This is a genomic window from Thiohalobacter sp. (assembly GCF_027000115.1).
GTDB lineage: Bacteria > Pseudomonadota > Gammaproteobacteria > Thiohalobacterales > Thiohalobacteraceae > JALTON01.
Window position 1 is genome coordinate 1 of record NZ_JALTON010000015.1, and the last position, 24087, is coordinate 24087.

Sequence of the window (24087 nt, forward strand, 5' to 3'; positions counted from 1 at the left end):
CGCAATACCACCTCCTGCTTGCGCTTCGCCGACCACCGCTTCACCGATGACTTCTTGCTCATGGACACCTCCTGTCGCTCTCACTCTACGACCAAATATGTGTCCAGAATATTCGAGGGGCAACCCAAACGGCCTTATCCGCCAGTACTTCCCCAAGGGCTGCGACTTCGCCACCATCACTGACAAGGACATCCAGCACGTCATGAACAGACTCAACAACCGGCCAAGGAAATGCCTTGGAATGAAAACACCCAATCAGGTATTTTTCGGCATCAACCCGCCCGTTGCACTAGCGAGTTGAATCCGCCGGCTCAAAGACAAATGTATCGTAATGTCGCTGTAAGAATGAATAGATCAGACGTTCCTTAGAGCGATGACCACAAAACACAAAGTTGGAGTTGCCCCGTTTTTGTGGACACCTGAAGATTTGAGAGGAGGTGTCTGGAAATGGGCAAGACGAGGAAACCATATCCGCCGGAGTTTCGGCAACAGATGGTTGAGCTGGTACGGGCCGGGCGTACCCCGGAGTCGCTGGCCCGGGAGTTCGAGCCGACGGCGGAGAGCATCCGCAACTGGGTGCGGCAGGCAGACCGTGACGAGGGGCGTCGTGATGACGGCCTGACGAGCCCGGAGCGGAGGAGCTGCAGCGTCTACGGCGTGAGATCGGCCAGCTCAAGATCGAGCGGGAGATCCTGGCAAAAACCGCGGCCTGGTTCGCCCGGGAGACCGACTCGGTGCCGCCGAAGTCTTCGAGTTCGTGAAAGTGAATCGGGCCGATTACCCTGTTGCCACGATGTGCCGGCTGCTCGGAGTCTCCACGAGCGAGTTCTATGCGTGGCTGAAGCGTCCCGAGTCGGCCAGGACGCGGCGGGATGCCGAACTGGCTGACAAGGTAGAGGTGATCCACGCGCGCTCTAGTGGGACCTATGGTGCGCCCCGGATTCACGCCGAACTGCGTGCAGAAGGCGAGCAGGTTGGCCGCAATCGGGTGGCGCGGCTGATGAAGGCCAAGGGGCTGGTGGGCGCCAGCCGCCGCAAGGGTTGCTGCACGGCGTCCCGTGTCGGTACGGCGCGACCGGCACCGGACCTGGTGGAGCGGCAATTTACCGCCGAGGCCTCGGAAGCCGGCGTATCGTGGGCTGGGCCATGGCGGCGCACTTGCGGACCGAACTGGTGCTCTCGGCGCTCAACATGGCGCTGCGGCAACGCCAGCCCGAGGCGGTCGTACATCACTCGGACCAGGGGTGCCAGTATACGTCGCTGGCTTTCAGCCGGCGCTGTGAGGAAGCCGGTGTGCGGCCATCGATGGGCAGCGTCGGGGACTGCTTCGACAATGCCATGGCGGAGAGCTTCTTCGCTACCCTGGAATGTGAGCTGCTGGATAGGAGCACATTCCGCACACGTGCCGAGGCGGAGCATGCCATCTTCGAGTTCATCGAGGATTGGTACAATCCGCATCGTCTACACTCGTCGCTGGGCTATCTGTCACCGATCAGCTTCGAGCGGCAGCATAGCCAGCACAAGGGCGGGGTTCAGACCCCAAATGTGGAACTGTCCACTGAAGCGGGGTAACTCCAGCGGATTTTCGCTCGGCCTCGGGGGCGCTTCACTCAAGCCGTAGCGACGGCTACGGCTTTGTTCCAGCGCCTCCCGAGCCCGGCTGCAAATCCGCCATCATCCGCAGCCCCGGTACAACATGCGGGCTAGGTGAGTGAGGCGTGAGGCGCCGAGGCCTGGGCGCCTGCGCAGGCGGGGGTGGTTCGCGGCGACGCGGGCAGGCGCGCCACGAAACCATCCGCCTGCGCCCGTTCTGCCCGGGCGCCGGTATACCGATGCGGCGGCCTCAGCCGGTCTGGCGGTAGACCACGCCTTCCGGGAACATCACCTCGTTGCTGGCCAGCTGGTCGAGCGGATAGCCGTCGTCGGCGTAGGCGGCGATGCGGTCGAATTCGTAGTGGCCTTCGGGCGCGTCGATGGTTTTGAAGATGGGATGGCCCATGTAGTGTCCGATCCTGGGGCCGAAGCGGGAGTCTCGATAGTTCACGTCTCGATCCTGTCATTCCGTCGTTGATCGGCCCACACCCCCCGTGTGGCGCCTCATCCCGACTATCGGCGTCGGCCTCCGGGGCTTTAGCCGTGCCTCGGGAAGCTGTGTACAATAGCCCGCCATGTCCGGAAACAGTTTTGGAAAACTCTTTGTTGTCACCAGCTTTGGCGAGAGCCACGGGCCCGCGCTGGGCTGCGTGGTGGATGGCTGCCCGCCCGGCCTGGAGCTGAGCGAGGCCGACCTGCAGCACGACCTCGACCGGCGCAAGCCCGGCAAGAGCCGGCACACGACCCAACGCCGCGAGGCCGACCAGGTGCAGATCCTCTCCGGGGTGTTCGAGGGCCGCACCACCGGCACCCCCATCGGGCTGATCATTCACAATACGGATCAGCGCTCGAAGGACTATTCGGACATCATGGACCGGTTTCGCCCGGGCCATGCCGACTATACCTACCAGCAGAAGTACGGCTTCCGCGACTATCGTGGCGGCGGGCGCTCCTCCGCCCGCGAGACGGCCATGCGCGTGGCCGCCGGGGCCATCGCCAAGAAGTACCTGCGCGAGCGCCTCGGCATCGGGATCCGTGGTTACCTGTCCCGGCTCGGGCCGCTACGGCCCAATGACTTCGACTGGTCGGCGGTGGAAACCAATCCCTTCTTCTGGCCCGATGCCGACCAGGTGCCGGAACTGGAGGACTTCATGGACCGGCTGCGCAAGTCGGGCGATTCCATCGGGGCCCAGGTGACGGTGGTGGCGACCGGCGTGCCGCCGGGACTGGGCGAGCCCATCTTCGACCGCCTCGACGCCGACATCGCCCATGCGCTGATGAGCATCAACGCAGTAAAGGGGGTCGAGATCGGTGCCGGCTTCGCCAGCGTGGAACAGCGCGGCACCGAGCACCGCGACGAGATCACCCCGGAGGGTTTTGTCAGCAACCACGCCGGTGGTGTGCTGGGCGGCATCTCCTCGGGGCAGGACATCGTCGCCCGCATCGCGCTCAAGCCGACCTCCAGCCTGCGGCTGCCGGGCCGATCGGTGAATCTTGCCGGCGAACCGGTCGAGGTCGTCACCAAGGGTCGGCACGATCCCTGCGTGGGCATCCGCGCCACGCCCATCGCCGAGGCCATGCTGGCCATCGTGCTGATGGATCACTGGCTGCGGCACCGGGCACAGAACGCGGATGTGGCCTCCGGCACGCCTGTCATTCCCGCCTGTCCCGATTGATCGCCAGCCAACCGCTGCCGCCGTAAGGTTCGCAGCGACAGGGCGCCCCGGACTGCCCCAGTTCAGGTGTCATTCCCCGTATAATCTTGCGCTCACCCGCATTCCTGGAACAGGGATCGTGTACTGGCGCCTGTCAGCCTTCTACTTCTTCTACTTCGCCTCCCTCGGTGCGCTGGTGCCCTACTGGAGCCTGTATCTCAGGTCACTGGGCTTCGATGCGGCGGCCATCGGCGAGCTGATCGCCATCCTCATGGCCACCAAGCTGGTGGCGCCCAACATCTGGGGCTGGATCGCCGATCATACCGGCCGGCGCATGGCCATCATCCGGCTGGCCTCGCTGGCCTCGCTGGTGACCTTCCTGGGCGTGTTCCTGGGGCAGGGCTACCTGTGGCTGGCGCTGGTGATGGCGGTGTTCAGCTTCTTCTGGAACGCCTCGCTGCCCCAGTTCGAGGCCGTCACCCTGACCCATCTCGGTGACCGGGCCCATCGCTACAGCATCGTCCGCCTGTGGGGCTCCATTGGCTTCATCGTTACCGTGGCCGGCATCGGACCGCTGCTCGACCGCCACGATCCCGCGCTGCTGCCCTGGCTGATCGCCGGCCTGTTCGCGGCCATCTGGCTGGCCAGCCTCGGCGTGCGCGAGGAGGCCAGCGGTGGCGCGCCGGCCGACCATGGCCCCATCCGGCAGGTGCTGGCCCGGCCCGAGGTGCGTGCGCTGCTGGTGGTGTGCTTTCTGATGCAGGCCAGCCACGGGCCCTACTACACCTTCTACACCCTCTACATGGAGGGCCATGGCTACAGCCGGACGTTGATCGGACAATTGTGGGCGCTGGGGGTAGTGGCGGAGATCGGCGTGTTCCTGGTGATGCATCGCTGGCTGCCACGCTTCGGTCCGCGCCGGCTGCTGCTGGGCAGCCTGCTGCTGACGGCACTGCGCTGGGGTCTGATTGCCGGTTTTCCCGAGCATCTGGTGCTGATGCTGTTTGCGCAGGGCCTGCACGCGGCCAGTTTCGGCGTCTACCACGCGGTCGTCATTCATCTGATCCATGCCCACTTTCGTGGTCGCCACCAGGGGCGGGGGCAGGCCTTGTATTCCAGCCTGAGCTTCGGCGCCGGCGGGGCCGTTGGCAGCCTGGCGGCGGGGTACCTCTGGGCGGGTATCGGACCTCAGGGCACCTACCTCGCTGCGGCAGGTGCCGCGCTGCTGGCGACCCTGGTGGCCTGGCAATATGTGCAGGGTCGAGTATCGGCGCCCATGTCCGGCGGGCGAGACTGACGCAGGCGCTCAGTCGGGGGTCAACAGGTCGACGAAGGCCTGCGCGGCATTGGAGAGGGTGCGTTCCCGGTGCCGCACCAGCCCCAGGGTGCGCGAGAGCTTCCCGAGCCCCTGTACCTGCACTTCGATCAACTGTTCATCCAGCAGGCTGCGCGGCAACAGGCTCCACCCGAGGCCCACCGCGACCAGCATCTTGATCGTCTCCAGATAGTGGATCGAGGGGCCGGCGTCGAGCTGCACGCCTCTGGCCTGAAAGGCGCGGGCGATGATCTGGCCGGTATAGGTTTCCGGGCCGGGAAGGATCGCGCGGTGTTCGGCGAGCCGGGATGGGCTGACCCGCCGGTGAACGGCCAGGGGATGGTCGGGGGCGACCACGAAGGCCAGCGGATCGGGCCAGACCGGGATCACGCGCAGATTGTCAGGCGGGCGGGTGGGCAGGGTGACCACGCCCAGGTCCAGCCGGCCCTGGGCGACGGCCTCGCAGGCTGCTTCCGAGTCGAGGAACTCCAGGTCGAGCTGTGCCTCGGGATAGCGCCGGGTGAAGTCGCGAAGCAGCGGCGGCAGCCGGTGCAGGCCGATGTGGTGGCTGGTGCCCAGGCGCAGATGGCCGCCGACCTCGCCGGACAGGTCTTCCAGCCGCCGGCGCGCATCCTCGAATTCGGCAAGGATGCGGCGTGCGCGCGGCAGCAGGGTTTCGCCGGCCTCCGTCAGGCGCAAACGGCGGCCCATGCGGTCGAACAGACGGTGCGCCAGGCCGGATTCCAGGGCCGCGATGCGCTTGCTCACCGCGGGCTGGGTCAGGTGAAGCCGCTCGGCGGCCAGCGAGAAGGAGCCGCTTTCAGCGACCCGGACGAAGGCCTGGAGGTTGCGGATGTCCATGCGTCGACGGGGCTCTGTGCCACGGGGGCGTTCGATTCGACCTATCTATAATATATCGGAATATAAAAAATAAAAAATATGAATTTCTGTAATTTGTTTTCAAGGCTACAATGCCGGCATCGGGACTACTGCAAGGACAGGATGCGGCCATGCGCGGAAAGACCCTCTACGACAAGCTTTGGGACGAGCACCTGGTGCGTACCGAGGAGGACGGCACCGCGCTGCTCTACATCGACCGGCATCTGGTGCACGAGGTCACCTCGCCGCAGGCCTTCGAGGGGCTGCGCCTGGCCGGGCGCAGGCCCTGGCGCACCGATGCGGTGCTGGCGGTGCCGGACCACAACGTGCCCACCACCGACCGCAGCCGGGGGATCCAGGACCCGGTATCGCGCATCCAGGTGGAGACGCTGGACCGCAACTGCCGGGAATTCGGCATCACCGAGTTCCCGATGAACGACGTCCGTCAGGGCATCGTGCACGTCATCGGCCCGGAAGAGGGCTTCACCCTGCCGGGGATGACGGTGGTCTGCGGCGACTCGCACACCTCCACCCATGGTGCCTTCGGCGCACTGGCCTTCGGCATCGGTACCTCCGAGGTGGAGCACGTGCTGGCCACCCAGTGTCTCATCCAGAAGAAGATGAAGAACATGCGCGTCACTGTGCGCGGCCAGGTCGGCCCGGGGGTGACGGCCAAGGACATCGTACTCGCCATCATCGGCGAGATCGGCACCGCGGGCGGCACCGGACATGCCATCGAGTTCGCCGGCGAGGCCATCCGGGCGCTGTCCATGGAGGGGCGCATGACGGTGTGCAACATGGCCATCGAGGCCGGCGCCCGTGCCGGCATGATCGCGGTGGACGACACCACCATCGACTATGTGCGCGGCCGGCCCTGGGCGCCGAAGGGCGCGCTGTGGGACCGGGCCGAGGCGCACTGGAAGACCCTGCATTCGGATCCGGACGCCGTGTTCGATACCGAGGTGGTGATCGAGGCCGCCGACATCCGCCCGCAGGTGACCTGGGGCACCTCGCCCGAGATGGTGGTGCCCATCGACGGGCGCATCCCGGATCCCGCCGAGGAGCCCGATGCGGTGAAGGCGGCCGGCATGCGCAAGGCCCTGGCGTACATGGGGCTCGAGCCGGGCACGCCCATCAGCGAGGTGGCGGTGGACAAGGTGTTCATCGGCTCCTGCACCAACTCGCGCATCGAGGATCTGCGCGCCGCCGCGGCGGTGGTCAAGGGGCGCAAGGTGGCCGAGGGCGTGAAACAGGCCATGGTGGTGCCGGGCTCCGGTCTGGTGAAGCAGCAGGCCGAGGAGGAGGGCCTGCACGAGATCTTCCTCGAGGCCGGTTTCGAGTGGCGCGAGCCGGGCTGTTCAATGTGCCTGGCCATGAACGCGGATCGCCTGGAACCCGGCGAGCGCTGTGCCAGCACCTCGAACCGCAACTTCGAGGGGCGCCAGGGGCAGGGCGGGCGTACCCATCTGGTCAGTCCGGCCATGGCCGCCGCTGCGGCCGTTGCGGGTCATTTCGTGGACGTGCGGGAGTGTTGAGAATAGCCACGGAATCCACTGAATCCACGGAAACACCGATGTCATCCATCGCTGCGTTCGAGATGCTTGACGCCATTGTTCTTTTCGTGGGTTCAGCGGGTCCCGTGGCCATGTCTTGAGGGAAGACCATGGACAAATTTGAAACCTTCACCGGGCTGGTGGCGCCGCTGGATCGGCCCAATGTTGATACCGATGCCATCATCCCCAAGCAGTACCTCAAGTCGGTCAAGCGCACCGGGTTCGGGCCCAACCTGTTCGACGACTGGCGCTATCTCGATCCCGGCGAGCCGGGCATGGATCACTCGAAACGCCGCCCGAACCCGGACTTCGTGCTCAAACAGCCGCGCTACCAGGGCGCCGAGATCCTGCTGGCGCGGGAGAACTTCGGTTGCGGCTCCTCGCGAGAGCATGCGGTGTGGGCGCTCACCGACTATGGCATCCGCAGCGTCATCGCGCCGAGCTTTGCCGACATCTTCTACAACAACAGCTTCAAGAACGGCCTGCTGCCCATCGTCCTCGACGAGCAGACCGTGGACCGGCTGTTCCGCGAGGTGGAGGCCAACGAGGGCTACCGGCTCACCATCGATCTCGAGGCGCAGACCATTACCACGCCCTCGGGCGAGGTGATCCCCTTCGAGGTGGACGCGTTCCGCCGCTACTGCCTGCTCAATGGCCTGGACGACATCGGCCTGACCCTGCAGCACGCCGACGAGATCCGCGCCTACGAGGCGCGCCGGCGGCAAGAGGCGCCCTGGCTGTTCGAGAATGCTTGAAATGCGGATGGCCACAGGAACCACTGCGCCCACGGCAACGGTCCCTGTGGCGCGCGCCTCTGTGCGGTGCCTGGAACAGACCTCTTTCCTTTCCGTGGATTCAGTGGTCCCCGCGGCCATCGACATCCGCAATCGACTGGGACGGTAGATGATGAAGAAGATACTGGTACTGCCGGGTGACGGCATCGGGCCCGAGATCGTGGCCGAGGCGATGAAGGTGTTGCGCCACTTGACGGAGACGGCCGGCCTGGGGGTCGAGCTGAGCGAGGGCCTGGTGGGCGGCGCGGCCTATGACGAAACGGGTTCGCCGCTGCCGGAGGCCACGCTGGAGGCGGCGAAGGCCGCCGATGGCATCCTGCTGGGCGCCGTCGGTGGGCCGAAGTGGGAGCCGCTGGACATTGCGGTGCGTCCCGAGAAGGGCCTGCTCGGCCTGCGTGCGGGGCTGGGGCTGTTTGCCAACCTGCGCCCGGCCATCCTCTATCCCCAGCTCGCCGAGGCCTCCAGCCTCAGGCCCGAGGTGGTCGCCGGGCTGGACATCATGATCGTGCGCGAGTTGACCGGCGGCATCTATTTCGGCCGGCCGCGGGGGGTCCGCACGCTCGACAACGGTGAGCGCGAGGGGTTCAATACCCTGGTCTATTCGGAGTCGGAGATCCGCCGCATCGGCCGCGTCGCCTTCGACATCGCCGGCAAGCGTGGCGGGCGGGTGTGCTCGGTGGACAAGGCCAACGTGCTCGAATGCACCGAGCTGTGGCGCGAGGTCATGACCGGGCTGGCCGGCGAATACCCGGACATCGAGCTTTCGCACATGTACGTGGACAATGCCGCCATGCAACTGGTCCGGGCGCCCAAGCAGTTCGACGTCATCGTGACCACCAACATGTTCGGCGATATCCTCTCGGACGAGGCGGCCATGCTTACCGGCTCCATCGGCATGTTGCCGTCGGCCTCGCTCAACGAGCAGGGGCAGGGCATGTACGAACCCATCCACGGCTCCGCGCCGGACATCGCCGGCAAGGGTATCGCCAACCCGCTGGCGACCATCCTGTCCGTGGCCATGATGCTGCGCTACAGTCTCGACCAGCCGGCGCTGGCCGATCGCATCGAGGCCGCCGTCGGCGCCGTGCTCGACCAGGGCCTGCGCACGCCCGACATCATGCAGCCCGGCATGCGCGAAGTGGGCACGGCTGAAATGGGCGATGCCGTGGTCGCTGCGCTGCGGAATTGATCATGGCCACGGAATCCACGGTATCCACTGAAACAGATTATGTTCCGTGGATTCGGTGGATTCCGTGGCTAATGAAGGCAACTTTCAGGAGTTAGGTGCAGATGAGCAAGACCTATGACGTGGCGGTAGTGGGCGCGACCGGGGCGGTCGGCGAGACCATGCTGGAGATCCTGGCGGAGCGGAAGTTTCCGGTCGGGGAGGTGTATGCGGTGGCCAGCAGCCGTTCGGCGGGCAAGAAGGTGCGCTTCGGCGATCGCCAGCTGGTGGTGCAGGACCTGGCCGAATTCGACTTTTCGAAGGTGCAGATCGGGCTGTTCTCGCCGGGTGCCTCGGTGTCGAAGGAATATGCGCCCAGGGCCGCGGCGGCGGGCTGCGTGGTGATCGACAACACCTCCCAGTTCCGCTATGAAGACGATATCCCGCTGGTGGTGCCGGAGGTCAATCCGGAGAAGGTGGCCGAGTACAGCAACCGCGGCATCATCGCCAACCCCAACTGTTCGACCATCCAGATGCTGGTGGCCCTGAAGCCGATCCACGATGCCGCGGGCATCGAGCGCATCAACGTCTGTACCTACCAGGCGGTGTCCGGCACCGGCAAGGAGGCCATCGAGGAACTGGCCACCCAGAGTGCCCGGCTGCTCAACGGCCAGCCCATCGAGACCCAGGTGTACCCGAAGCAGATCGCCTTCAACTGCCTGCCGCACATCGATGTGTTCATGGACAACGGCTACACCAAGGAAGAGATGAAGATGGTGTGGGAGACTCGCAAGATCATGGGTGACGACCGCATCGAGGTGAATCCGACCTGTGTCCGGGTGCCGGTCTTCTACGGTCATTCCGAGGCCGTCCATATCGAAACCCGCGACAAGATCACTGCCGACCGGGCCCGCGAACTGCTGGCGCAGGCACCGGGCGTGGTGGTGATGGACGTCCACGCCGACGGGGGTTACCCCACGGCGGTGACCGAAGCTGCGAACCATGACCCGGTTTACGTGGGCCGGATCCGGGAGGATATTTCCCATCCGAAAGGTTTAGATTTGTGGGTGGTCGCCGATAATGTGCGCAAAGGTGCGGCACTGAACAGCATCCAGATCGCGGAACTGTTGGTCAAAGACCATTTGTAGGCTATAGTTGACCGGGAGCCGCTAAAGAAAAACCCTGACAGTCCGTTTACTTGCATCAAGTTTTTCAGACAGGCCACAGGTTCGGGCCCGCACCGGAGAGCGGCGCCCTTGACCACGAGAGGACACAAAATGGTTAGGAAATCGGCCCTGGTCACGGCCATGCTCGGAGCCTTCGCCAGCCAGTCGTTCGCGCTCGGACTCGGCGACATCAGACTCAATTCCGCCCTCAACCAGCCTCTCGACGCCGAAGTCGAGCTGCTGTCACCCACCCCCAAGGAACTCAACGAGCTGCGCGTGACCCTGGCGCCGCCCGAGGCCTACCGGAAGGCGGGGCTGGAGCGGGTGCACTTCCATACCCGCATGCGGTTCAGCGTCGAGAAGCGCCCCGACGGCAGCGCGGTGGTCCGGATCACCACCCGCGATCCGGTGCGCGAGCCCTTCCTGGATTTCCTGCTCGAGGCGAGCTGGAGCGCGGGCCAGGTGATCCGCGAATACACGGTGCTCGTCGACCCCCCGGTCCTGATGCCTGCGCCGGCGCCGGCGACGCAGGCCGCGACCACGACTGCGCCGGCGCCCCGGACTGAACCGCGTCGGGCTGCGGCACCGCAGCCGGCCGTGCGCGCGCCGCGCATGACCGCCCGTGCCGGGGAATATGGCCCCACCCGGCGCAACGATACCCTGTGGCAGATCGCCGAACAGGTACGCCCCGACGGCGGGGTGACCATGGAACAGACCATGCTCGCGCTGCTGGAGGCCAATCCCGAGGCCTTCAGTCACGGCAACATCAACTACCTGAAGGCGGGCTACGTGCTGCGTATCCCCTCCCGCGAGGAGATGACCGCGATCAGCCAGGCCGAGGCCCGGCGCGAAGTCAGCCGCCAGAACCGCCTGTGGCGGGAAGGGCGGGCGTCGGCGACGCAGGCGGCCCGCAGCGGCACCATCGAGCGCAAGCCCGCAGCGACTGGCGGCGGCGCCGCGGCAGTGGCACCGGAGGCCCCGGCGGACGCCCAGCTCAAGCTGGTCGCACCGGACAAGGCCGCTTCGGCTTCCGCCGGTGCCGGTACCGGCGGCGAGGCCGCGCTGGACGATATGCGCAGCGAACTGGCGGTTGCCGTCGAGGCGGTCCAGGCCCAGCAGCAGCAGAACCAGGAACTCAGTGATCGCCTGGCCCAGCTCGAGGCCCAGATCGCCCAGCTGCACCGTCTGATCCAGCTCAAGGACCAGGAGCTGGCCCGGTTGCAGGGCGGCGTGGCCGGACAGGCCCCTGTCCCGGCCGGGGAGACGCCTGCCGGGACTGCGCCGGCTGAAGCGGTGCCGGAAACGGCAGCCGAGTCCCCGGCAGTTGCCCCCGAACCGGAGACGCCGGCGACAGCCGCGCGAGCCCCGGAGGCCCAGCCCGGGTCCGTGCCGCCGTCGATGGAAGAAGAGATCGTCGAGGAGACCTCGGCACAGGTTGCGGACGAGGGCCTGGTGGCGAAGTTCATGAACAACCCGTTGTGGCAGGCGGGTGCCGCCCTGGTGGTAGTACTGATAGGCCTGTTCGCCTGGCTCGGCGGTCGCCGCCGGCGCATGGAAGGCACCGACTTCCAGGAAAGCATCCTGGCGGGTGGCGAGGCGCCCCGGACACCGGCGCCGGCCACGCCGGCCCCGGCCACTGCAGCCGCAGCCGGGGCCGCGGCGGTTGCCGGTGCAGCGGAGCAGGCGGGTGCCCCGGCCGAGACGACGGCTGATCAGGGCAAGCAGGAGACGCCCTCGGATTCCACCCTGTTCACCGACTTCTCGGTCAGCGACATGGGGGCCATCCAGAACGAGGCCGAGGCCGATCCCATCGCCGAAGCCGATGTCTACCTGGCCTACGGTCGCTTCCAGCAGGCCGAGGAGCTGATCAAGAGTGCCATCGAGGCCGAACCGGAGCGGATCGAACTGCGTGGCAAGCTGCTCGAGATCTACCATGCCGCCCGCAACGTTCCCGCCTTCGACGCCGAGGCCGAGGCCCTGGCCGCGCGTCTGGCCGGTGCCGAGGATCCGGTCTGGGATCACGTGATGGAGATGGGTCGCGAACTGAATCCCGGCAATCCGCTGTACGGCGGCGAGGGCGCCGAGGCAGCGGCCACGCCGGAGGCCCCTGAAGCCGAGCCCGAGGCATCCGCAGAGGCGACCGACGCGCTGGAGATGCTCGAGGGTCTGGAGGTTCCGGGCGGTGCGGGCGAAGAAGCGGCGCCGGCGGAGGAAGAAGACAACAGCCTGGAGTTCTCGCTGGAGGGGCTGGAGTCCTTTGGCGGAGAGAGCGAATCGCCCGAATCCGAGGCCGCCGCCCCGGCTGACGAGGGGCTCGATTTCCAGATGGACGAAAGCCCGACCGAGGATCTGGTCAGCAGCGCCACCGAGGAGATCGAGGAGGCGCTCGGTGGCGAGGGTTCGCTGGCCACGTCCGACGAGGTCGCTACCAAGCTGGATCTTGCCCGCGCCTATGTGGAAATGGGTGACCCGGAAGGTGCCCGCAGTATCCTCTCCGAGGTTCTGGACGAGGGCAACGAGGACCAGCGCAAGGAGGCCCAGGCGCTGCTCGACCAGCTCGGCTGAGGCCCGACCATGGAAAGCCGCGCGGCCCCGAGGCCGGGCGAAAATCCACCAGGGCCGCAGCAGGAAGCGGGCGGCCACAAACCGTGCTCCGGAAAATGGGGCCTGACTCCGGCCCGTCGCCCGCCAACACAACAGCTTGTCTACCGCCCACTTCCGCCCTGACGCAATATGCGGGCCAGCTCCCCGGGCCGTTGCTTTTGACCTGTAGGTTGTCATGACCCGCATCGCACTCGGCATCGAATACGACGGCAGCGCCTTCAACGGCTGGCAGAGCCAGCCGCATGCGCCCAGCGTCCAGGACGCGGTGGAGGCGGCGCTGTCCAGGGTGGCCGACCATCGCGTGCGGGTGGTCTGCGCTGGGCGCACCGACACCGGCGTGCATGCCACCGCCCAGGTGGTGCACTTCGATACCCATGCCGTGCGCGAGCGGCATGCCTGGGTGCTGGGGGGCAATGCCAACCTGCCGGACACCGTCAGTATCCTCTGGGCGCGCGAGGTCGCGGACGACTTCCACGCCCGGTTCTCGGCCCGGACCCGCAGCTATCGCTATGTCATCCTGCGCCGCGCCGCGCGGCCGGCGCTGCTGGCGCGGCGGGTGAGCTGGGTTCACAAGGCGCTCGATGTCGCGCCCATGCAGGCTGCCGCCCGCCATCTGCTGGGCGAGCACGACTTCAGCGCCTTCCGGGCACTGGCCTGCCAGGCGAAGCATCCGGTGCGCACCATCCACCGGCTGGAGCTGAGCGAGGCCGGTCCCTTCATCCATCTCGATATCGAGGCCAATGCCTTCCTGCACCACATGGTGCGCAACATCGCGGGCACCCTGATGGCGGTCGGCAGTGGCGAGCGCTCGCCGGACTGGGTCGCCGAGGTGCTGGCCGCGCGGGATCGGGCCCTGGCCGGGATTACCGCGCCCCCCGATGGCCTGTATCTCGTCGGCGTGCGCTATCCGCAGGCCTTCGGCCTGCCCGGGAGCGGGTGGTTGCCGGCGTTTCAGGCCTGATCCGCGTCCCGGCTCCGGCATGGCGCCCCGGGTGGGGGAGTGGCAAAATGGGCAATCCGGACGCGCGCTGCACGCTTGGCCTGTGCGCGCAATCCGACCATTGAATGACGAGCGAGGTTCCTTGAACACGCCAAGCCCGAAAGTTGCACGAAGCTGCCGGATGGATGTGCGTCTGGCGTGTTCGAGCGTGCCGCTTTGGAGCGAAAAGCGTAGCCATTGCTACGTTTTGAGTGAAAAGCGGTGCGATCGGGCGCGCCAGGCGCGCAGACGCCGGCAGAGCGGTGCGGTAACAAACCGCTACCCGCTGATATACGAAGAATGCGCTTGATAAACATGGCGCGATTCCAGTTTTCAGCGGCTTCGTGCAATTTTCGGGCTAACCGGGTGCGGGTCAAGATCTGCGGCATTACCCGCACCGAGGACGCGGCCGCCGCATCGGCAGCCGGTGCCGATGCCATTGGTCTGGTATTCCATAATCCAAGCCCCCGCGCGGTGACGCCCGCGCAGGCCGCCGCGCTGGCCGCCGCGCTGCCGCCGTTCGTGACCCGGGTGGGGCTGTTCGTGGATGCGTCGCCGGAGCGGGTGCGCGCCACGCTGGACGCGGTCCATCTGGACCTGCTGCAGTTCCACGGCGATGAGCCGCCCGAGTACTGCGCGGCCTTCGGCCGGCCCTGGCTCAAGGCCATCCGCCTGCGCCCGGGCCTGGACCTGGCCGCCGAGGCGGAGCGTTACGCCGATGCCTGCGGCCTGCTGGTCGATGCCTGGCATCCGGAACTGCCCGGCGGTACCGGTGAGCTGGGCGACTGGTCGCGGATTCCGGAGCGGCTGCCGCGGCCGCTGGTGCTGGCGGGCGGCCTGACGCCGGACAATGTCGGCGAGGCCATCGCCCGGGTGCGTCCCTGGGCCGTCGATGTCAGCAGCGGCGTGGAAAGCGAAAAGGGCATCAAGGATGCCGCATTGATCGAAGCCTTCATGCAAGGAGTGAATCGTGTCCACACCCAGTGAGGCCGTCACGGCCACCACCGGCGAGCTGCCGGACGAGAACGGGCACTTCGGGCCCTACGGTGGACGTTTCGTCGCCGAGACCCTGATGGAGCCCATCGAGGAACTGCGCCAGGCCTACGAACGCCTGCGCAACGATCCCGAATTCCGGGCCGAGCTGGACCGCGATCTGGCCCACTACGTGGGTCGTCCGTCGCCGCTCTATCACGCCGAGCGCTGGAGCCGGCGGCTCGGCGGCGCGCAGATCTGGCTCAAGCGCGAGGATCTGAACCACACCGGCGCGCACAAGATCAACAACACCGTCGGCCAGGCCCTGCTGGCCCGCCACATGGGCAAGACGCGCGTGATCGGAGAGACCGGCGCCGGCCAGCACGGCGTGGCCACGGCCACGGTGGCGGCGCGGCTGGGCATGGAGTGCGTCATCTACATGGGGGCCGAGGACATCCGCCGCCAGGCCATCAATGTCTATCGCATGCGCCTGCTCGGGGCCGAGGTGATCGGCGTGGAGTCCGGCTCCAGGACCCTCAAGGACGCGCTCAACGAGGCCATGCGCGACTGGGTGACCCACGTCGATACCACCTTCTACATCATCGGCACCGTGGCCGGACCGCATCCCTATCCGGCGCTGGTGCGCGACTTCCAGGCAGTGATCGGCCGGGAGGCGCGGCAGCAGATGCTGGATCAGGCGGGCTGCCTGCCGGATGCGCTGGTCGCCTGCGTGGGCGGAGGCTCGAACGCCATCGGCCTGTTCCATCCCTTCCTGGCCGACGAAGGTGTGGCCATGTACGGCGTCGAGGGTGGCGGCGAGGGCATCGCAAGCGGCCGTCATGCCGCGCCCCTGTGCGCGGGGCGGCCCGGCGTGCTGCACGGCAACCGCACCTACCTGATGGAAGACGAGGACGGCCAGATCATCGAGACTCACTCCATCTCCGCAGGGCTGGACTATCCGGGCGTGGGGCCGGAACATGCCTGGCTCAGGGACATCGGCCGCGCGCAGTATGTGGCGGCCACCGACAGCGAGGCGCTGGACGCCTTCCACGAACTGACCCGCACCGAGGGCATCCTGCCGGCGCTCGAATCCAGTCATGCCCTGGCCCACGCCGCGAAGCTCGCGCGCGAGATGCGCCCCGATCAGCATGTGGTGGTCAATCTGTCCGGACGCGGCGACAAGGACATCCACACCGTGGCGGCGCACGAGGGGATCGAGGTATGAGTCGCATCCAGGCCCGCTTCGAGCGGCTGAAATCCGAAGGTCGCAAGGTGCTCGTTCCCTATGTCACGGCCGGTGATCCGCAGCCGGACGTCACCGTGCCCCTGATGCATGCCATGGTCGAGGCCGGCGCCGACATCATCGAGCTGGGCGTGCCCTTTTCCGACCCCATGGCGGATGGTCCGACCATCCAGGCTGCCTGCGAGCGCGCCCTGCGCCATCACGTCAGCCTGCGCCAGGTGCTGGGCATGGTGCGCAGCTTCCGCGAGCGTGATGCCGACACGCCCGTGGTGCTGATGGGGTATCTCAATCCCGTCGAAGTGATGGGTTACGAGGCCTTCGCCGAGGCTGCGCGCGAGGCCGGCGTCGATGGTGCCCTGACCGTCGACCTGCCGCCCGAGGAGGCGCATGATCTGGTGGTTGCCTTGCGGGGTGCCGGGATCGATCCCATCTTCCTGCTGTCGCCGACCACTGGCGAGACGCGCATGGACCGCATTGCCTCCGTGGCCAGCGGCTTTCTCTACTACGTGTCCTTCAAGGGCGTGACCGGCGCCAACCGGCTCGATGTGTCCGCGGTCGCCGAGAGGCTGAGCCTGATCCGGCGTCATACCGCGCTGCCGCTCGGTGTCGGCTTCGGCATCCGCGATGCCGAGTCGGCTGCCGCCGTGGCACGGGTGGCGGATGCCGTGGTGGTGGGCAGCGCGCTGGTGCAGCGGGTGGCGGAGCTGGCCGACCGGCCGGAGGCGATCGCCCCGGCGGTGACCGGGGTGCTGCGCGAGATGCGCGCGGCCATGGACGTGGCCACAGGCGCGACCCATCCGGCGGCGCCCGGCAAGCAACAGGAAACAGGCTCATGAGCTGGTTCGAGAAACTGATGCCCAGCCGCATTCGCACCGAGGGCGGCAGCAAACGCACGGTGCCGGAAGGCCTGTGGACCAAGTGCGACGCCTGCGGCTCGGTGCTGTACCGCGCCGAGCTGGAACGCAATCTCGAAGTCTGCCCCAAGTGCTCGCATCACATGCGCATCGGTGCGCGGCGGCGGCTGGAGACCTTTCTCGATGAATCGCCGCGTACCGAGCTGGCCGCCGAGGTGCATCCGGTCGATGTGCTCAAGTTCAAGGACAGCAAGAAGTACAGGGATCGTCTCGCCCAGGCGCAGAAGAAGACCGGCGAGACCGATGCGCTGGTGGTGATGGAAGGAGAGCTGTGCGGCATCCCGCTGGTCGCCTGCGCCTTCGAGTTCGGCTTCATGGGCGGTTCCATGGGCGCGGTGGTGGGCGAGCGCTTCGTGCGCGCGGTCGACCACTGCATGGAGCAGCGCATGCCGCTGGTCTGCTTCTCCGCCAGCGGCGGTGCGCGCATGCAGGAAGCCCTGTTCTCTCTGATGCAGATGGCCAAGACCTCGGCTGCGCTGGGGCGCTTGAAACAGGCCGGCCTGCCTTACGTTTCGGTACTCACCGATCCGACCATGGGGGGCGTGTCGGCCAGTCTGGCCATGCTGGGTGACGTGCACATCGCCGAGCCCAATGCCCTGATCGGCTTTGCCGGTCCGCGGGTGATCGAGCAGACGGTGCGGGAGACCCTGCCGGAAGGCTTCCAGCGCAGCGAGTTCCTGCTCGAACATGGCGCCATCGACATGATCGTCGATCGCCGCGAACTGCGCGAGCGCATCGCCCGCCTGCTGGCCATGTTCACCCACCGCGCGGCCTCCTGATCGCGGAAGCCGTGCGCTTCCCGACGCTGGACGCCTGGCTGGCGTGGCAAGAGACCCTGCATCCCCGCGCCATCGATCTCGGCCTGGAGCGGGTCGCGGTCGTGGCGCGCCGCCTCGGCCTGGACAAACCGTCCTGCACCACCGTCACCGTCGCCGGCACCAACGGCAAGGGCTCCAGCGTGGCCATGCTGGAGGCCGTGCTGCGCGCGGCGGGGCGGCGCGTGGGCGCCTATACCTCGCCGCACCTGCTGCGCTACAACGAGCGCATCCGCATCGACGGTTCGGAGATCGATGATGCGTCGCTGATGGCCGCCTTCGAGCGCGTCGACCAGGCTCGTGGCGACACCACGTTGTCCTATTTCGAGTTCGGTACCCTGGCTGCGCTGCTGCTGTTCGCCGAGGCCGGACTGGACCTGCAGCTGCTGGAGGTGGGTCTGGGCGGTCGGCTGGATGCGGTCAATGTGGTGGCTGCCGATGTCGCGCTGGTCACCCGCGTCGATCTCGACCATTGTGACTGGCTCGGCGACGACCGGGAATCCATCGGCCGGGAGAAGGCCGGTATCTTCCGCTGCGGCCGGCCGGCCATCGTTGCCGATCCCCGCCCGCCGGCCACGCTGGCCGAAACGGCTGCGGAGGTCGGTGCCGACCTGCGGCTGCGTGGCCGCGACTTTGACATTGCCCGTCTCGGTGCCGACGGTCGCTGGGACTGGACGGGCCGCAAATGGCGTTTCCAGGGCCTGCCTGCCCCGGCCTTGACCGGTGTGCACCAGTACGACAACGCTGCGGGTGTCCTCGCTGCGCTCGAAGCACTGCCGGGCGGTCTGGCGCCCCCTCGCGAGGCCGTTGCGGAGGGGCTGGCCGCGGTACGGCTGCCGGGACGGCTGGAGAGGCGCGCGGGCCGGGTTCCCCTGTTGCTCGACGTGGCCCACAATCCCGATGCCTGCGCGCGGCTGGCCAGTTACCTGGCCGCCAATCCAGTTCCCGGCCGCACCCTGGCGGTGCTGGGTGTCCTGGCGGACAAGGATCTCGCGGACATGCTGGCGCCGTTGCGCGATCGGGTGGATGCCTGGTACGCCGCCACCACGGCGGGAACGCGCGGGTTGTCGGCGGAGGCCCTGGCGATGCGGCTGCGTGACGCGGGCATCGAGCCGGCGGGGCAGGGCAGGGTCGCGGCCCTGGTGACCGAATTGCAGCGCACGGCCGTGCCGGGGGACCGTATTCTGGTGTTCGGTTCCTTCCTGACCGTGGCGGAAGCGTTATAATCCCCATTTCCCGATTCCGCGAGGCAAGCCGTGGATTCCAAGCTCAAGCAACGCCTGGTGGGTGCCGTGGTCCTGGTCGCCCTGGCCGTGATCCTGGTGCCCATGATCCTGGAAAGCCCCGAGGATCTCGGTGAGCCCGGCAGCAACCTGCCGCCCATGCCCGAGGCGATCATCCGCGAACCCGCCGAGCCCCTGGTGCTGCCGCCGCCGGAGGTGACGGCCCCCGCGCCGCCGGAGGGGCTGGTGGAGGCACCGGCGACGGCAACGGCCGAACCCATGGCCGCGGCAGCGGAGCCGGCGCAGCCCTCGTCGGCATCGGTCGCCGAGGAAAACGCGGCTGGCGCCAGTCCTGCGCCCGCTGTCGAGACGCCGCCGGTGAAGCCTGCGGTGCCGGCGTCCACCCCACCACCGGAGCTGACCGGCTGGGTCGTGCAGCTCGGCAGCTTTTCCAGCGAGGCCAACGCCACGGCGCTGCGGGACAGGGCGCGCGCGCTGGGCTATGCCGCCTTCGTGCAGCCGGCGAAGACGCCCAAGGGGACCACCTACCGGGTCCGGGTCGGACCCGAGCTGGAGCGGGCGCGGGCGGAGAAGCTGCGCGACGAGCTGAAACAGAAACTCGGCATGGCCGGCATGGTCACCCATCACCCCTGATGGCGGCAGGGCAGATATCCAGGGGGCGGCCCGGCAGCGGGCCGCGGGGGCAGGGCGTCACATGACCGGCGCCGACATTGTCATTCTGGTGATCATCGCCATCTCGGCGCTGCTGAGCCTGGTCCGGGGCTTCATGAAGGAAGCGCTGTCGCTGGTGACCTGGATCGCGGCCTTCTGGGTGTCGCTGGCGTTCACCGACCGCGCCGCCGCTCTGCTGGCGAACTGGGTGAGTCTGCCCTCGGCCCGCGCGGCGCTGGCCTTCGCCGGCCTGTTCGTGACCGTGCTGCTGCTGGGCGGGCTGGTGAACTACCTGATCGGGCAGCTGGTACGCAAGACCGGCCTCGGCGGCACCGACCGCATGCTGGGTATGGTATTTGGCGTGGTGCGCGGCGCCATGGTGGTGGCGGTGCTGGTACTGTTGGCCGGGTTGACCGCCGTGCCCCAGGATCCCTGGTGGCAGGACTCGATCCTGCTGCCGCATTTCGAGCGCATCGCGCTCTGGCTGCGGGATTTCCTGCCGCCGGACGTGGCGGCGGACGTGCATTTCGACTGACAGGGGAGTAGTTTCCTACCATGTGCGGAATCATAGGCATCGTGGCCCAGGAGCGCGTGAATCAGGCGCTCTACGATGGCCTGACGGTACTCCAGCATCGCGGGCAGGACGCGGCCGGCATCATGACCTGCGACGGCGATCGCCTCTATCTGCGCAAGGACAACGGCCTGGTTCGGGACGTCTTTCACACCCGCCACATGCTGCGGCTGCATGGCAACATGGGTATCGGCCATGTGCGCTATCCGACGGCCGGTTGCGAATCCAGTGCCGAGGCACAGCCTTTCTATGTCAACTCCCCCTATGGCATCAGCCTGGCCCACAACGGCAATCTGACCAATGCCGTGCAGCTCAAGCAGGATCTGTTCCGCGAGGACCTGCGCCACATCAACACCGATTCCGATTCCGAGATCCTGCTCAACATCTTTGCCCATGAACTGTTGCGCCAGGGCAAGCTGGAAGTGAGCGCGGAGGACATATTCGGGGCCATCGAGGCCGTGCACCGGCGCTGCCGCGGCGCCTATGCCGCCGTGGCCATGGTAACCGGTTATGGCATCGTCGCCTTTCGCGATCCTTTCGGCATCCGACCGCTGGTGGTGGGCGAACGCAGCGGTGCCGGTGGCGTGAAGGAGTATGCCTTTGCCTCCGAAAGCGTGGCGCTGGACGTGCTCGGTTACCAGTTGATCGGCGACGTGGCGCCCGGGGAGGCCGTCATCGCCACCCTGGACGGGCAGCTGCATCGGCGGGTCTGCGCGGCAGATGCGCAGTATGCGACCTGCATCTTCGAATTCGTCTACCTGGCGCGGCCCGACTCCATCATCGATGACGTGTCGGTGTACAAGGCCCGGCTGCGCATGGGCGAGAAGCTGGCGGCCAAGATCCGCCGGGAATGGCCGGAGCACGACATCGACGTGGTGATTCCCATTCCCGATACCAGCCGCACCTCGGCCCTGGAACTGGCCAACAATCTCGGCGTGAAGTATCGCGAGGGCTTCATCAAGAACCGCTATATCGGGCGCACCTTCATCATGCCCGGCCAGCAGCAGCGCAGAAAATCGGTGCGCCAGAAGCTCAATGCCATCGACCTGGAGTTCCGGGGCAAGAACGTGTTGCTGGTCGACGATTCCATCGTTCGTGGTACCACCTCGGGGCAGATCATCCAGATGGCCCGCGAGGCCGGCGCGCGCCGGGTGTACTTTGCTTCCGCGGCGCCGCCCGTGCGCTACCCCAATGTGTACGGTATCGACATGCCCACCCGCGAGGAACTGGTGGCCTACAACCGCACGGTCGAGGAAATAGCGGAAGTGATCGGTGCCGATCGCCTCATCTACCAGGATCTGGAGGATCTCGTCCGCGCGGTGCAGAAGGGCAACCCCAGGCTCGCCCGCTTCGACACCTCGGTATTCAATGGCGAATACGTCACCGGGGACGTGGACGAGTCCTACCTGCAGCACCTGGAGGATGTCCGCAACGATGCCGCCAAGGCCGCGCGTCGCAGTGCCGACGAGGAAGTCATCGAGCTGCACAACACTGCTTGAGGTTCAGGCCGTTCTGCCCCGGGCAAACTCACTGAGCTGACTGGCAAGCGGCCGTGGCCGGGCCAGCGCGTAGCCCTGCCCGAAATCCACGCTCATGGCCACCAGCTCGTCCAGCACCTGTTGGTCCTGCACGAACTCCGCCAGCGTTTCCATGCCCAGGGCATGTCCGATCTGGTTGATGGACTCGACCAGTGTCCGGTCCAGTGGTTCGCGCGGGATCTCGCGCACGAAGCTGCCGTCGATCTTGAGCAGGTCGACGGGCAGGTTCTTGAGATAGCCGAAGGAACTCAGACCGCTGCCGAAGTCGTCCAGGGCAAGACGGCAGCCGTGCTCACGTATACGGCGGATGAAGTGCGCTGCATGGGCGAGATGGGAAACGGCGGCGGTTTCCGTGATCTCGAAGCACAGGTGAGGTGCGAGCCCGGGGTTGCCTTCCAGTAACGCGATCACTTCCTCGATGAAGCCCCGGTCACCGATCGACTGGCCCGAGAGGTTGATGGAAAAGCAGATGTCCTTGCCATTCCGCGCCCAGCCGTTGCGGCCCAGCTCCGCCACGACGCTGCGCAGCACCCAGCGATCGATTCGCGGCATCAGATTATAGCGTTCGGCAGCAGGAATGAAGGCTCCGGGCGGAACCAGTTTCCCGTTCCGGTCCTCGAGTCGCAGCAGGATCTCGCCGAAATGGACATCCTCACGCGGGGCAACCGATACGATCGGCTGGTAATAGAGCATGAAACGATCCTCGGCCAGTGCCTCGTTGATGCGCTGGACCCACTGCATCTCGCCCGCGCGCCGGCTGATGGCCAGGTCACCGGCATGGCAGGCATACACGCGATTGCGTCCGGTTTCCTTGGCGAGATAACAGGCGCTGTCCGCAAGGCTGAACAATTCGTAGAGATTGCCGCTGTCGCCGTTCAGCGGTACCAGCCCGATACTGACGCTGATCGAGAACTGCTTGTCGTCCCAGGTGAAACCCAGGTTCTCGACCGCGTGCCGGATGCGATCGAGCATGACCCGTGCGCCGTCCTCGTCGCAACGCCTGAGCAGCACCGCGAACTCATCACCGCCCATGCGCGCTACCAGATCGGTGTCCCGTATCAGCAGCCGGAGCTGCTCGGCCACACGTTTCAGCAGTTCATCGCCAGCCAGATGCCCCGCAGTATCGTTGACGATCTTGAACTGGTCGAGATCGATGAATGCCAGCCAGAATGTCTTCTCCTGGATCCGTGCTTCCTCCAGCGCCTCCCGTATTCGATTCTCGAACTCGCGACGGTTGATGAGTCCGGTCAGGGCGTCATGGCGGGCGTGATAGGCGAGCTGGTTGGAAAGCGCCCGCATGCGGGTGACGTCGCGGAACACCAGGATGGCGCCCCTGAGCATGCCGTTCCGGCCATAAATGGGCGTGGCGGTGTACTCGATGGCGATCTGTTCCTGGTCGAGGCGGCGAAGCAGGGTGTCGCCGTCGGAGTTAACCGTCCCCGGTTGTTCCAGCACGCGGCCGAGCGGATCGAGCTGTTGCCGGGGGTACGCCTCGGACAGGATGTGCAGGATCTCCTGTACCGGGCGGCCGATGGCTTCCTCGGGCGCAAGGCCGATGAGTTCGGCCGCGGCGCGGTTGATCTCCGCGACGCGCCCATTGGCATGCACGCTGATCACGCCGTCGCCGATGGCGTACAGCGTGGTCTGGTAGTGTTCACGCGCGGCATCCAGAGACTCGGCGGCCTCGCTGGTAATGCGCTGGACGCGGCGGGCGATGAGGAAACTCAGCAGAGCGAGCATCAGGGCCAGAATGACCAGCGCGAGGCGGGTGTGAAACAGCTCCTGGTGGGCCTGCGCCAGCGCCCGCTGGGCGTTGTCCTTGCGACTCGCGACCAGGGTGGAGAGGGTCTTGAAGACGGCGTCCTGTCCCGGCAGTACGACGTCCTGCAGCAGCGCCAGTGCCGCGTCGCCTTCTCCGGCGAGCAGGGATTCGGCGATTGTTCTCTGCAAGGCACCGACCCGAGCGGTCATGTTGCGCTGTTCCCGGAGCAAGCGGCGTTCGTTCTCGTCCAGGGGCAGGGTCATGAGTTCGCTGCGCGCTTCGGCGAAGCGTGCACCCATTTCATTGATCCGCATCCACTCCGCGTCCATGTCGAAGGGATCGGACAGCAGCAGCATCTTCTGCAGCGAGACCGTGCGCTCGCGGGCCGCGGTGCGCATCTGGTAGATGAGGTCTATCTTGCGGTAGTCGTTCTCGATCAGGCGCTCGAGACGCATGACATCCCGGGTCAGCACGCTGACTGCAATCAGCGTGGAGAGCAGCATCAGGCCGACGATGGCGGCGAATCCGAGCATCACGACCGGTCGGCCGTGGCGGTCCGTGGCGGCGTGCGGCCACTGGCTGGCAGGCCGGGTGGGCACCATGGGCTCCTCCCGCGGGGGTGGTAGCCCAAGCATAGTATCCGGAGAAGTGTTTTTCCCGGACCACGGGCAGCG

At 66.8% G+C, this 24087-nt stretch carries 19 protein-coding genes and 2 pseudogenes; 18 read left to right on the forward strand and 3 right to left on the reverse strand.

Annotated elements, in window-relative coordinates; all coding sequences use genetic code 11:
• Positions 1-121: 121 nt before the first annotated feature.
• Positions 122-301, forward strand: a pseudogene (locus MVF76_RS01760) (transposase); the annotation flags it as partial.
• 146 nt (positions 302-447) lie between these two features.
• Positions 448-1572 (forward strand): annotated as a pseudogene (locus MVF76_RS01765) (IS3 family transposase).
• A 271-nt stretch (positions 1573-1843) separates the two neighbouring features.
• Here the strand turns inward: MVF76_RS01765 and MVF76_RS01770 are convergent.
• Positions 1844-2044: a hypothetical protein gene (locus MVF76_RS01770; RefSeq protein WP_297527067.1), complete on the reverse strand. Its 201-nt coding sequence runs from the start codon at positions 2042-2044 to the stop codon at positions 1844-1846.
• Between the two features lie 124 nt (positions 2045-2168).
• Here MVF76_RS01770 and aroC point away from each other — a divergent pair, with 124 nt between their 5' ends.
• Together aroC and MVF76_RS01780 are read left to right on the forward strand one after the other, a co-directional pair.
• Positions 2169-3269 (forward strand): chorismate synthase, encoded by a 1101-nt coding sequence (gene aroC / locus MVF76_RS01775; protein ID WP_297527069.1) that lies wholly within the window; start codon positions 2169-2171, stop codon positions 3267-3269.
• A 115-nt stretch (positions 3270-3384) separates the two neighbouring features.
• Positions 3385-4545, forward strand: a complete 1161-nt coding sequence (locus MVF76_RS01780) for an MFS transporter (protein ID WP_317622917.1) — start codon at positions 3385-3387, stop codon at positions 4543-4545.
• A gap of 9 nt (positions 4546-4554) precedes the next feature.
• On the opposite strand, the gene MVF76_RS01785 is transcribed toward MVF76_RS01780, so the two are convergent.
• A complete protein-coding gene (locus MVF76_RS01785) occupies positions 4555-5424 on the reverse strand; it encodes a LysR family transcriptional regulator (protein ID WP_297527072.1) in 870 nt (289 codons plus the stop codon).
• Between the two features lie 149 nt (positions 5425-5573).
• Between MVF76_RS01785 and leuC the strand changes: the two genes are divergently transcribed.
• From leuC to purF, 14 genes are all read left to right on the forward strand, one after another.
• Complete coding sequence (gene leuC, locus MVF76_RS01790; RefSeq protein ID WP_297527074.1) at positions 5574-6977, forward strand: 3-isopropylmalate dehydratase large subunit; 1404 nt, start codon at positions 5574-5576, stop codon at positions 6975-6977.
• Between the two features lie 128 nt (positions 6978-7105).
• A complete protein-coding gene (leuD, locus tag MVF76_RS01795) occupies positions 7106-7750 on the forward strand; it encodes a 3-isopropylmalate dehydratase small subunit (protein ID WP_297527076.1) in 645 nt (214 codons plus the stop codon).
• 148 nt (positions 7751-7898) lie between these two features.
• Complete coding sequence (gene leuB, locus MVF76_RS01800; protein ID WP_297527078.1) at positions 7899-8978, forward strand: 3-isopropylmalate dehydrogenase; 1080 nt, start codon at positions 7899-7901, stop codon at positions 8976-8978.
• A 101-nt stretch (positions 8979-9079) separates the two neighbouring features.
• Positions 9080-10102 (forward strand): aspartate-semialdehyde dehydrogenase, encoded by a 1023-nt coding sequence (locus MVF76_RS01805; RefSeq protein WP_297527079.1) that lies wholly within the window; start codon positions 9080-9082, stop codon positions 10100-10102.
• A 129-nt stretch (positions 10103-10231) separates the two neighbouring features.
• The gene (locus MVF76_RS01810; RefSeq protein ID WP_297527080.1) at positions 10232-12685 is read left to right on the forward strand and encodes a FimV/HubP family polar landmark protein; all 2454 of its coding nucleotides are present in this window, start codon (positions 10232-10234) and stop codon (positions 12683-12685) included.
• Between the two features lie 214 nt (positions 12686-12899).
• Entirely contained in the window at positions 12900-13685 is a 786-nt protein-coding gene (truA, locus tag MVF76_RS01815) for a tRNA pseudouridine(38-40) synthase TruA (RefSeq protein WP_297527081.1), read from the forward strand.
• A 333-nt stretch (positions 13686-14018) separates the two neighbouring features.
• The gene (locus MVF76_RS01820; protein WP_297527082.1) at positions 14019-14690 is read left to right on the forward strand and encodes a phosphoribosylanthranilate isomerase; all 672 of its coding nucleotides are present in this window, start codon (positions 14019-14021) and stop codon (positions 14688-14690) included.
• Positions 14674-15900, forward strand: a complete 1227-nt coding sequence (gene trpB / locus MVF76_RS01825; protein WP_297527083.1) for a tryptophan synthase subunit beta — start codon at positions 14674-14676, stop codon at positions 15898-15900. Before MVF76_RS01820 ends, trpB begins: the two co-directional genes overlap by 17 nt.
• On the forward strand, positions 15897-16754 hold the full coding sequence (trpA, locus tag MVF76_RS01830; RefSeq protein ID WP_297527084.1) for a tryptophan synthase subunit alpha: 858 nt from the start codon (positions 15897-15899) through the stop codon (positions 16752-16754). Before trpB ends, trpA begins: the two co-directional genes overlap by 4 nt.
• A complete protein-coding gene (accD, locus tag MVF76_RS01835) occupies positions 16751-17611 on the forward strand; it encodes an acetyl-CoA carboxylase, carboxyltransferase subunit beta (RefSeq protein WP_297527085.1) in 861 nt (286 codons plus the stop codon). The genes trpA and accD overlap by 4 nt, the downstream gene beginning before the upstream one ends.
• Positions 17612-17622: 11 nt before the next feature.
• Positions 17623-18873 (forward strand): bifunctional tetrahydrofolate synthase/dihydrofolate synthase, encoded by a 1251-nt coding sequence (gene folC / locus MVF76_RS01840; protein WP_297527086.1) that lies wholly within the window; start codon positions 17623-17625, stop codon positions 18871-18873.
• A gap of 30 nt (positions 18874-18903) precedes the next feature.
• Positions 18904-19524, forward strand: a complete 621-nt coding sequence (locus MVF76_RS01845) for an SPOR domain-containing protein (protein WP_297527087.1) — start codon at positions 18904-18906, stop codon at positions 19522-19524.
• Between the two features lie 61 nt (positions 19525-19585).
• Positions 19586-20077 (forward strand): CvpA family protein, encoded by a 492-nt coding sequence (locus MVF76_RS01850; RefSeq protein ID WP_297527088.1) that lies wholly within the window; start codon positions 19586-19588, stop codon positions 20075-20077.
• A gap of 20 nt (positions 20078-20097) precedes the next feature.
• Complete coding sequence (gene purF / locus MVF76_RS01855) at positions 20098-21612, forward strand: amidophosphoribosyltransferase (protein ID WP_297527089.1); 1515 nt, start codon at positions 20098-20100, stop codon at positions 21610-21612.
• Positions 21613-21615: 3 nt separating this feature from the next.
• On the opposite strand, the gene MVF76_RS01860 is transcribed toward purF, so the two are convergent.
• Entirely contained in the window at positions 21616-24015 is a 2400-nt protein-coding gene (locus tag MVF76_RS01860) for an EAL domain-containing protein (RefSeq protein ID WP_297527090.1), read from the reverse strand.
• Positions 24016-24087 lie beyond the last annotated feature (72 nt).

Bases quoted from the DNA above. Each gene is read 5' to 3' on its own strand.
- aroC (WP_297527069.1), top strand. From the start codon at position 2,169: ATGTCCGGAAACAGTTTTGGAAAACTCTTTGTTGTCACCAGCTTTGGC.
- MVF76_RS01785 (WP_297527072.1), bottom strand. From the start codon at position 5,424: ATGGACATCCGCAACCTCCAGGCCTTCGTCCGGGTCGCTGAAAGCGGC.
- leuC (WP_297527074.1), top strand. From the start codon at position 5,574: ATGCGCGGAAAGACCCTCTACGACAAGCTTTGGGACGAGCACCTGGTG.
- leuD (WP_297527076.1), top strand. From the start codon at position 7,106: ATGGACAAATTTGAAACCTTCACCGGGCTGGTGGCGCCGCTGGATCGG.
- leuB (WP_297527078.1), top strand. From the start codon at position 7,899: ATGATGAAGAAGATACTGGTACTGCCGGGTGACGGCATCGGGCCCGAG.
- MVF76_RS01805 (WP_297527079.1), top strand. From the start codon at position 9,080: ATGAGCAAGACCTATGACGTGGCGGTAGTGGGCGCGACCGGGGCGGTC.
- MVF76_RS01810 (WP_297527080.1), top strand. From the start codon at position 10,232: ATGGTTAGGAAATCGGCCCTGGTCACGGCCATGCTCGGAGCCTTCGCC.
- truA (WP_297527081.1), top strand. From the start codon at position 12,900: ATGACCCGCATCGCACTCGGCATCGAATACGACGGCAGCGCCTTCAAC.
- MVF76_RS01820 (WP_297527082.1), top strand. From the start codon at position 14,019: ATGGCGCGATTCCAGTTTTCAGCGGCTTCGTGCAATTTTCGGGCTAAC.
- trpA (WP_297527084.1), top strand. From the start codon at position 15,897: ATGAGTCGCATCCAGGCCCGCTTCGAGCGGCTGAAATCCGAAGGTCGC.
- accD (WP_297527085.1), top strand. From the start codon at position 16,751: ATGAGCTGGTTCGAGAAACTGATGCCCAGCCGCATTCGCACCGAGGGC.
- MVF76_RS01850 (WP_297527088.1), top strand. From the start codon at position 19,586: ATGACCGGCGCCGACATTGTCATTCTGGTGATCATCGCCATCTCGGCG.
- purF (WP_297527089.1), top strand. From the start codon at position 20,098: ATGTGCGGAATCATAGGCATCGTGGCCCAGGAGCGCGTGAATCAGGCG.
- MVF76_RS01860 (WP_297527090.1), bottom strand. From the start codon at position 24,015: ATGGTGCCCACCCGGCCTGCCAGCCAGTGGCCGCACGCCGCCACGGAC.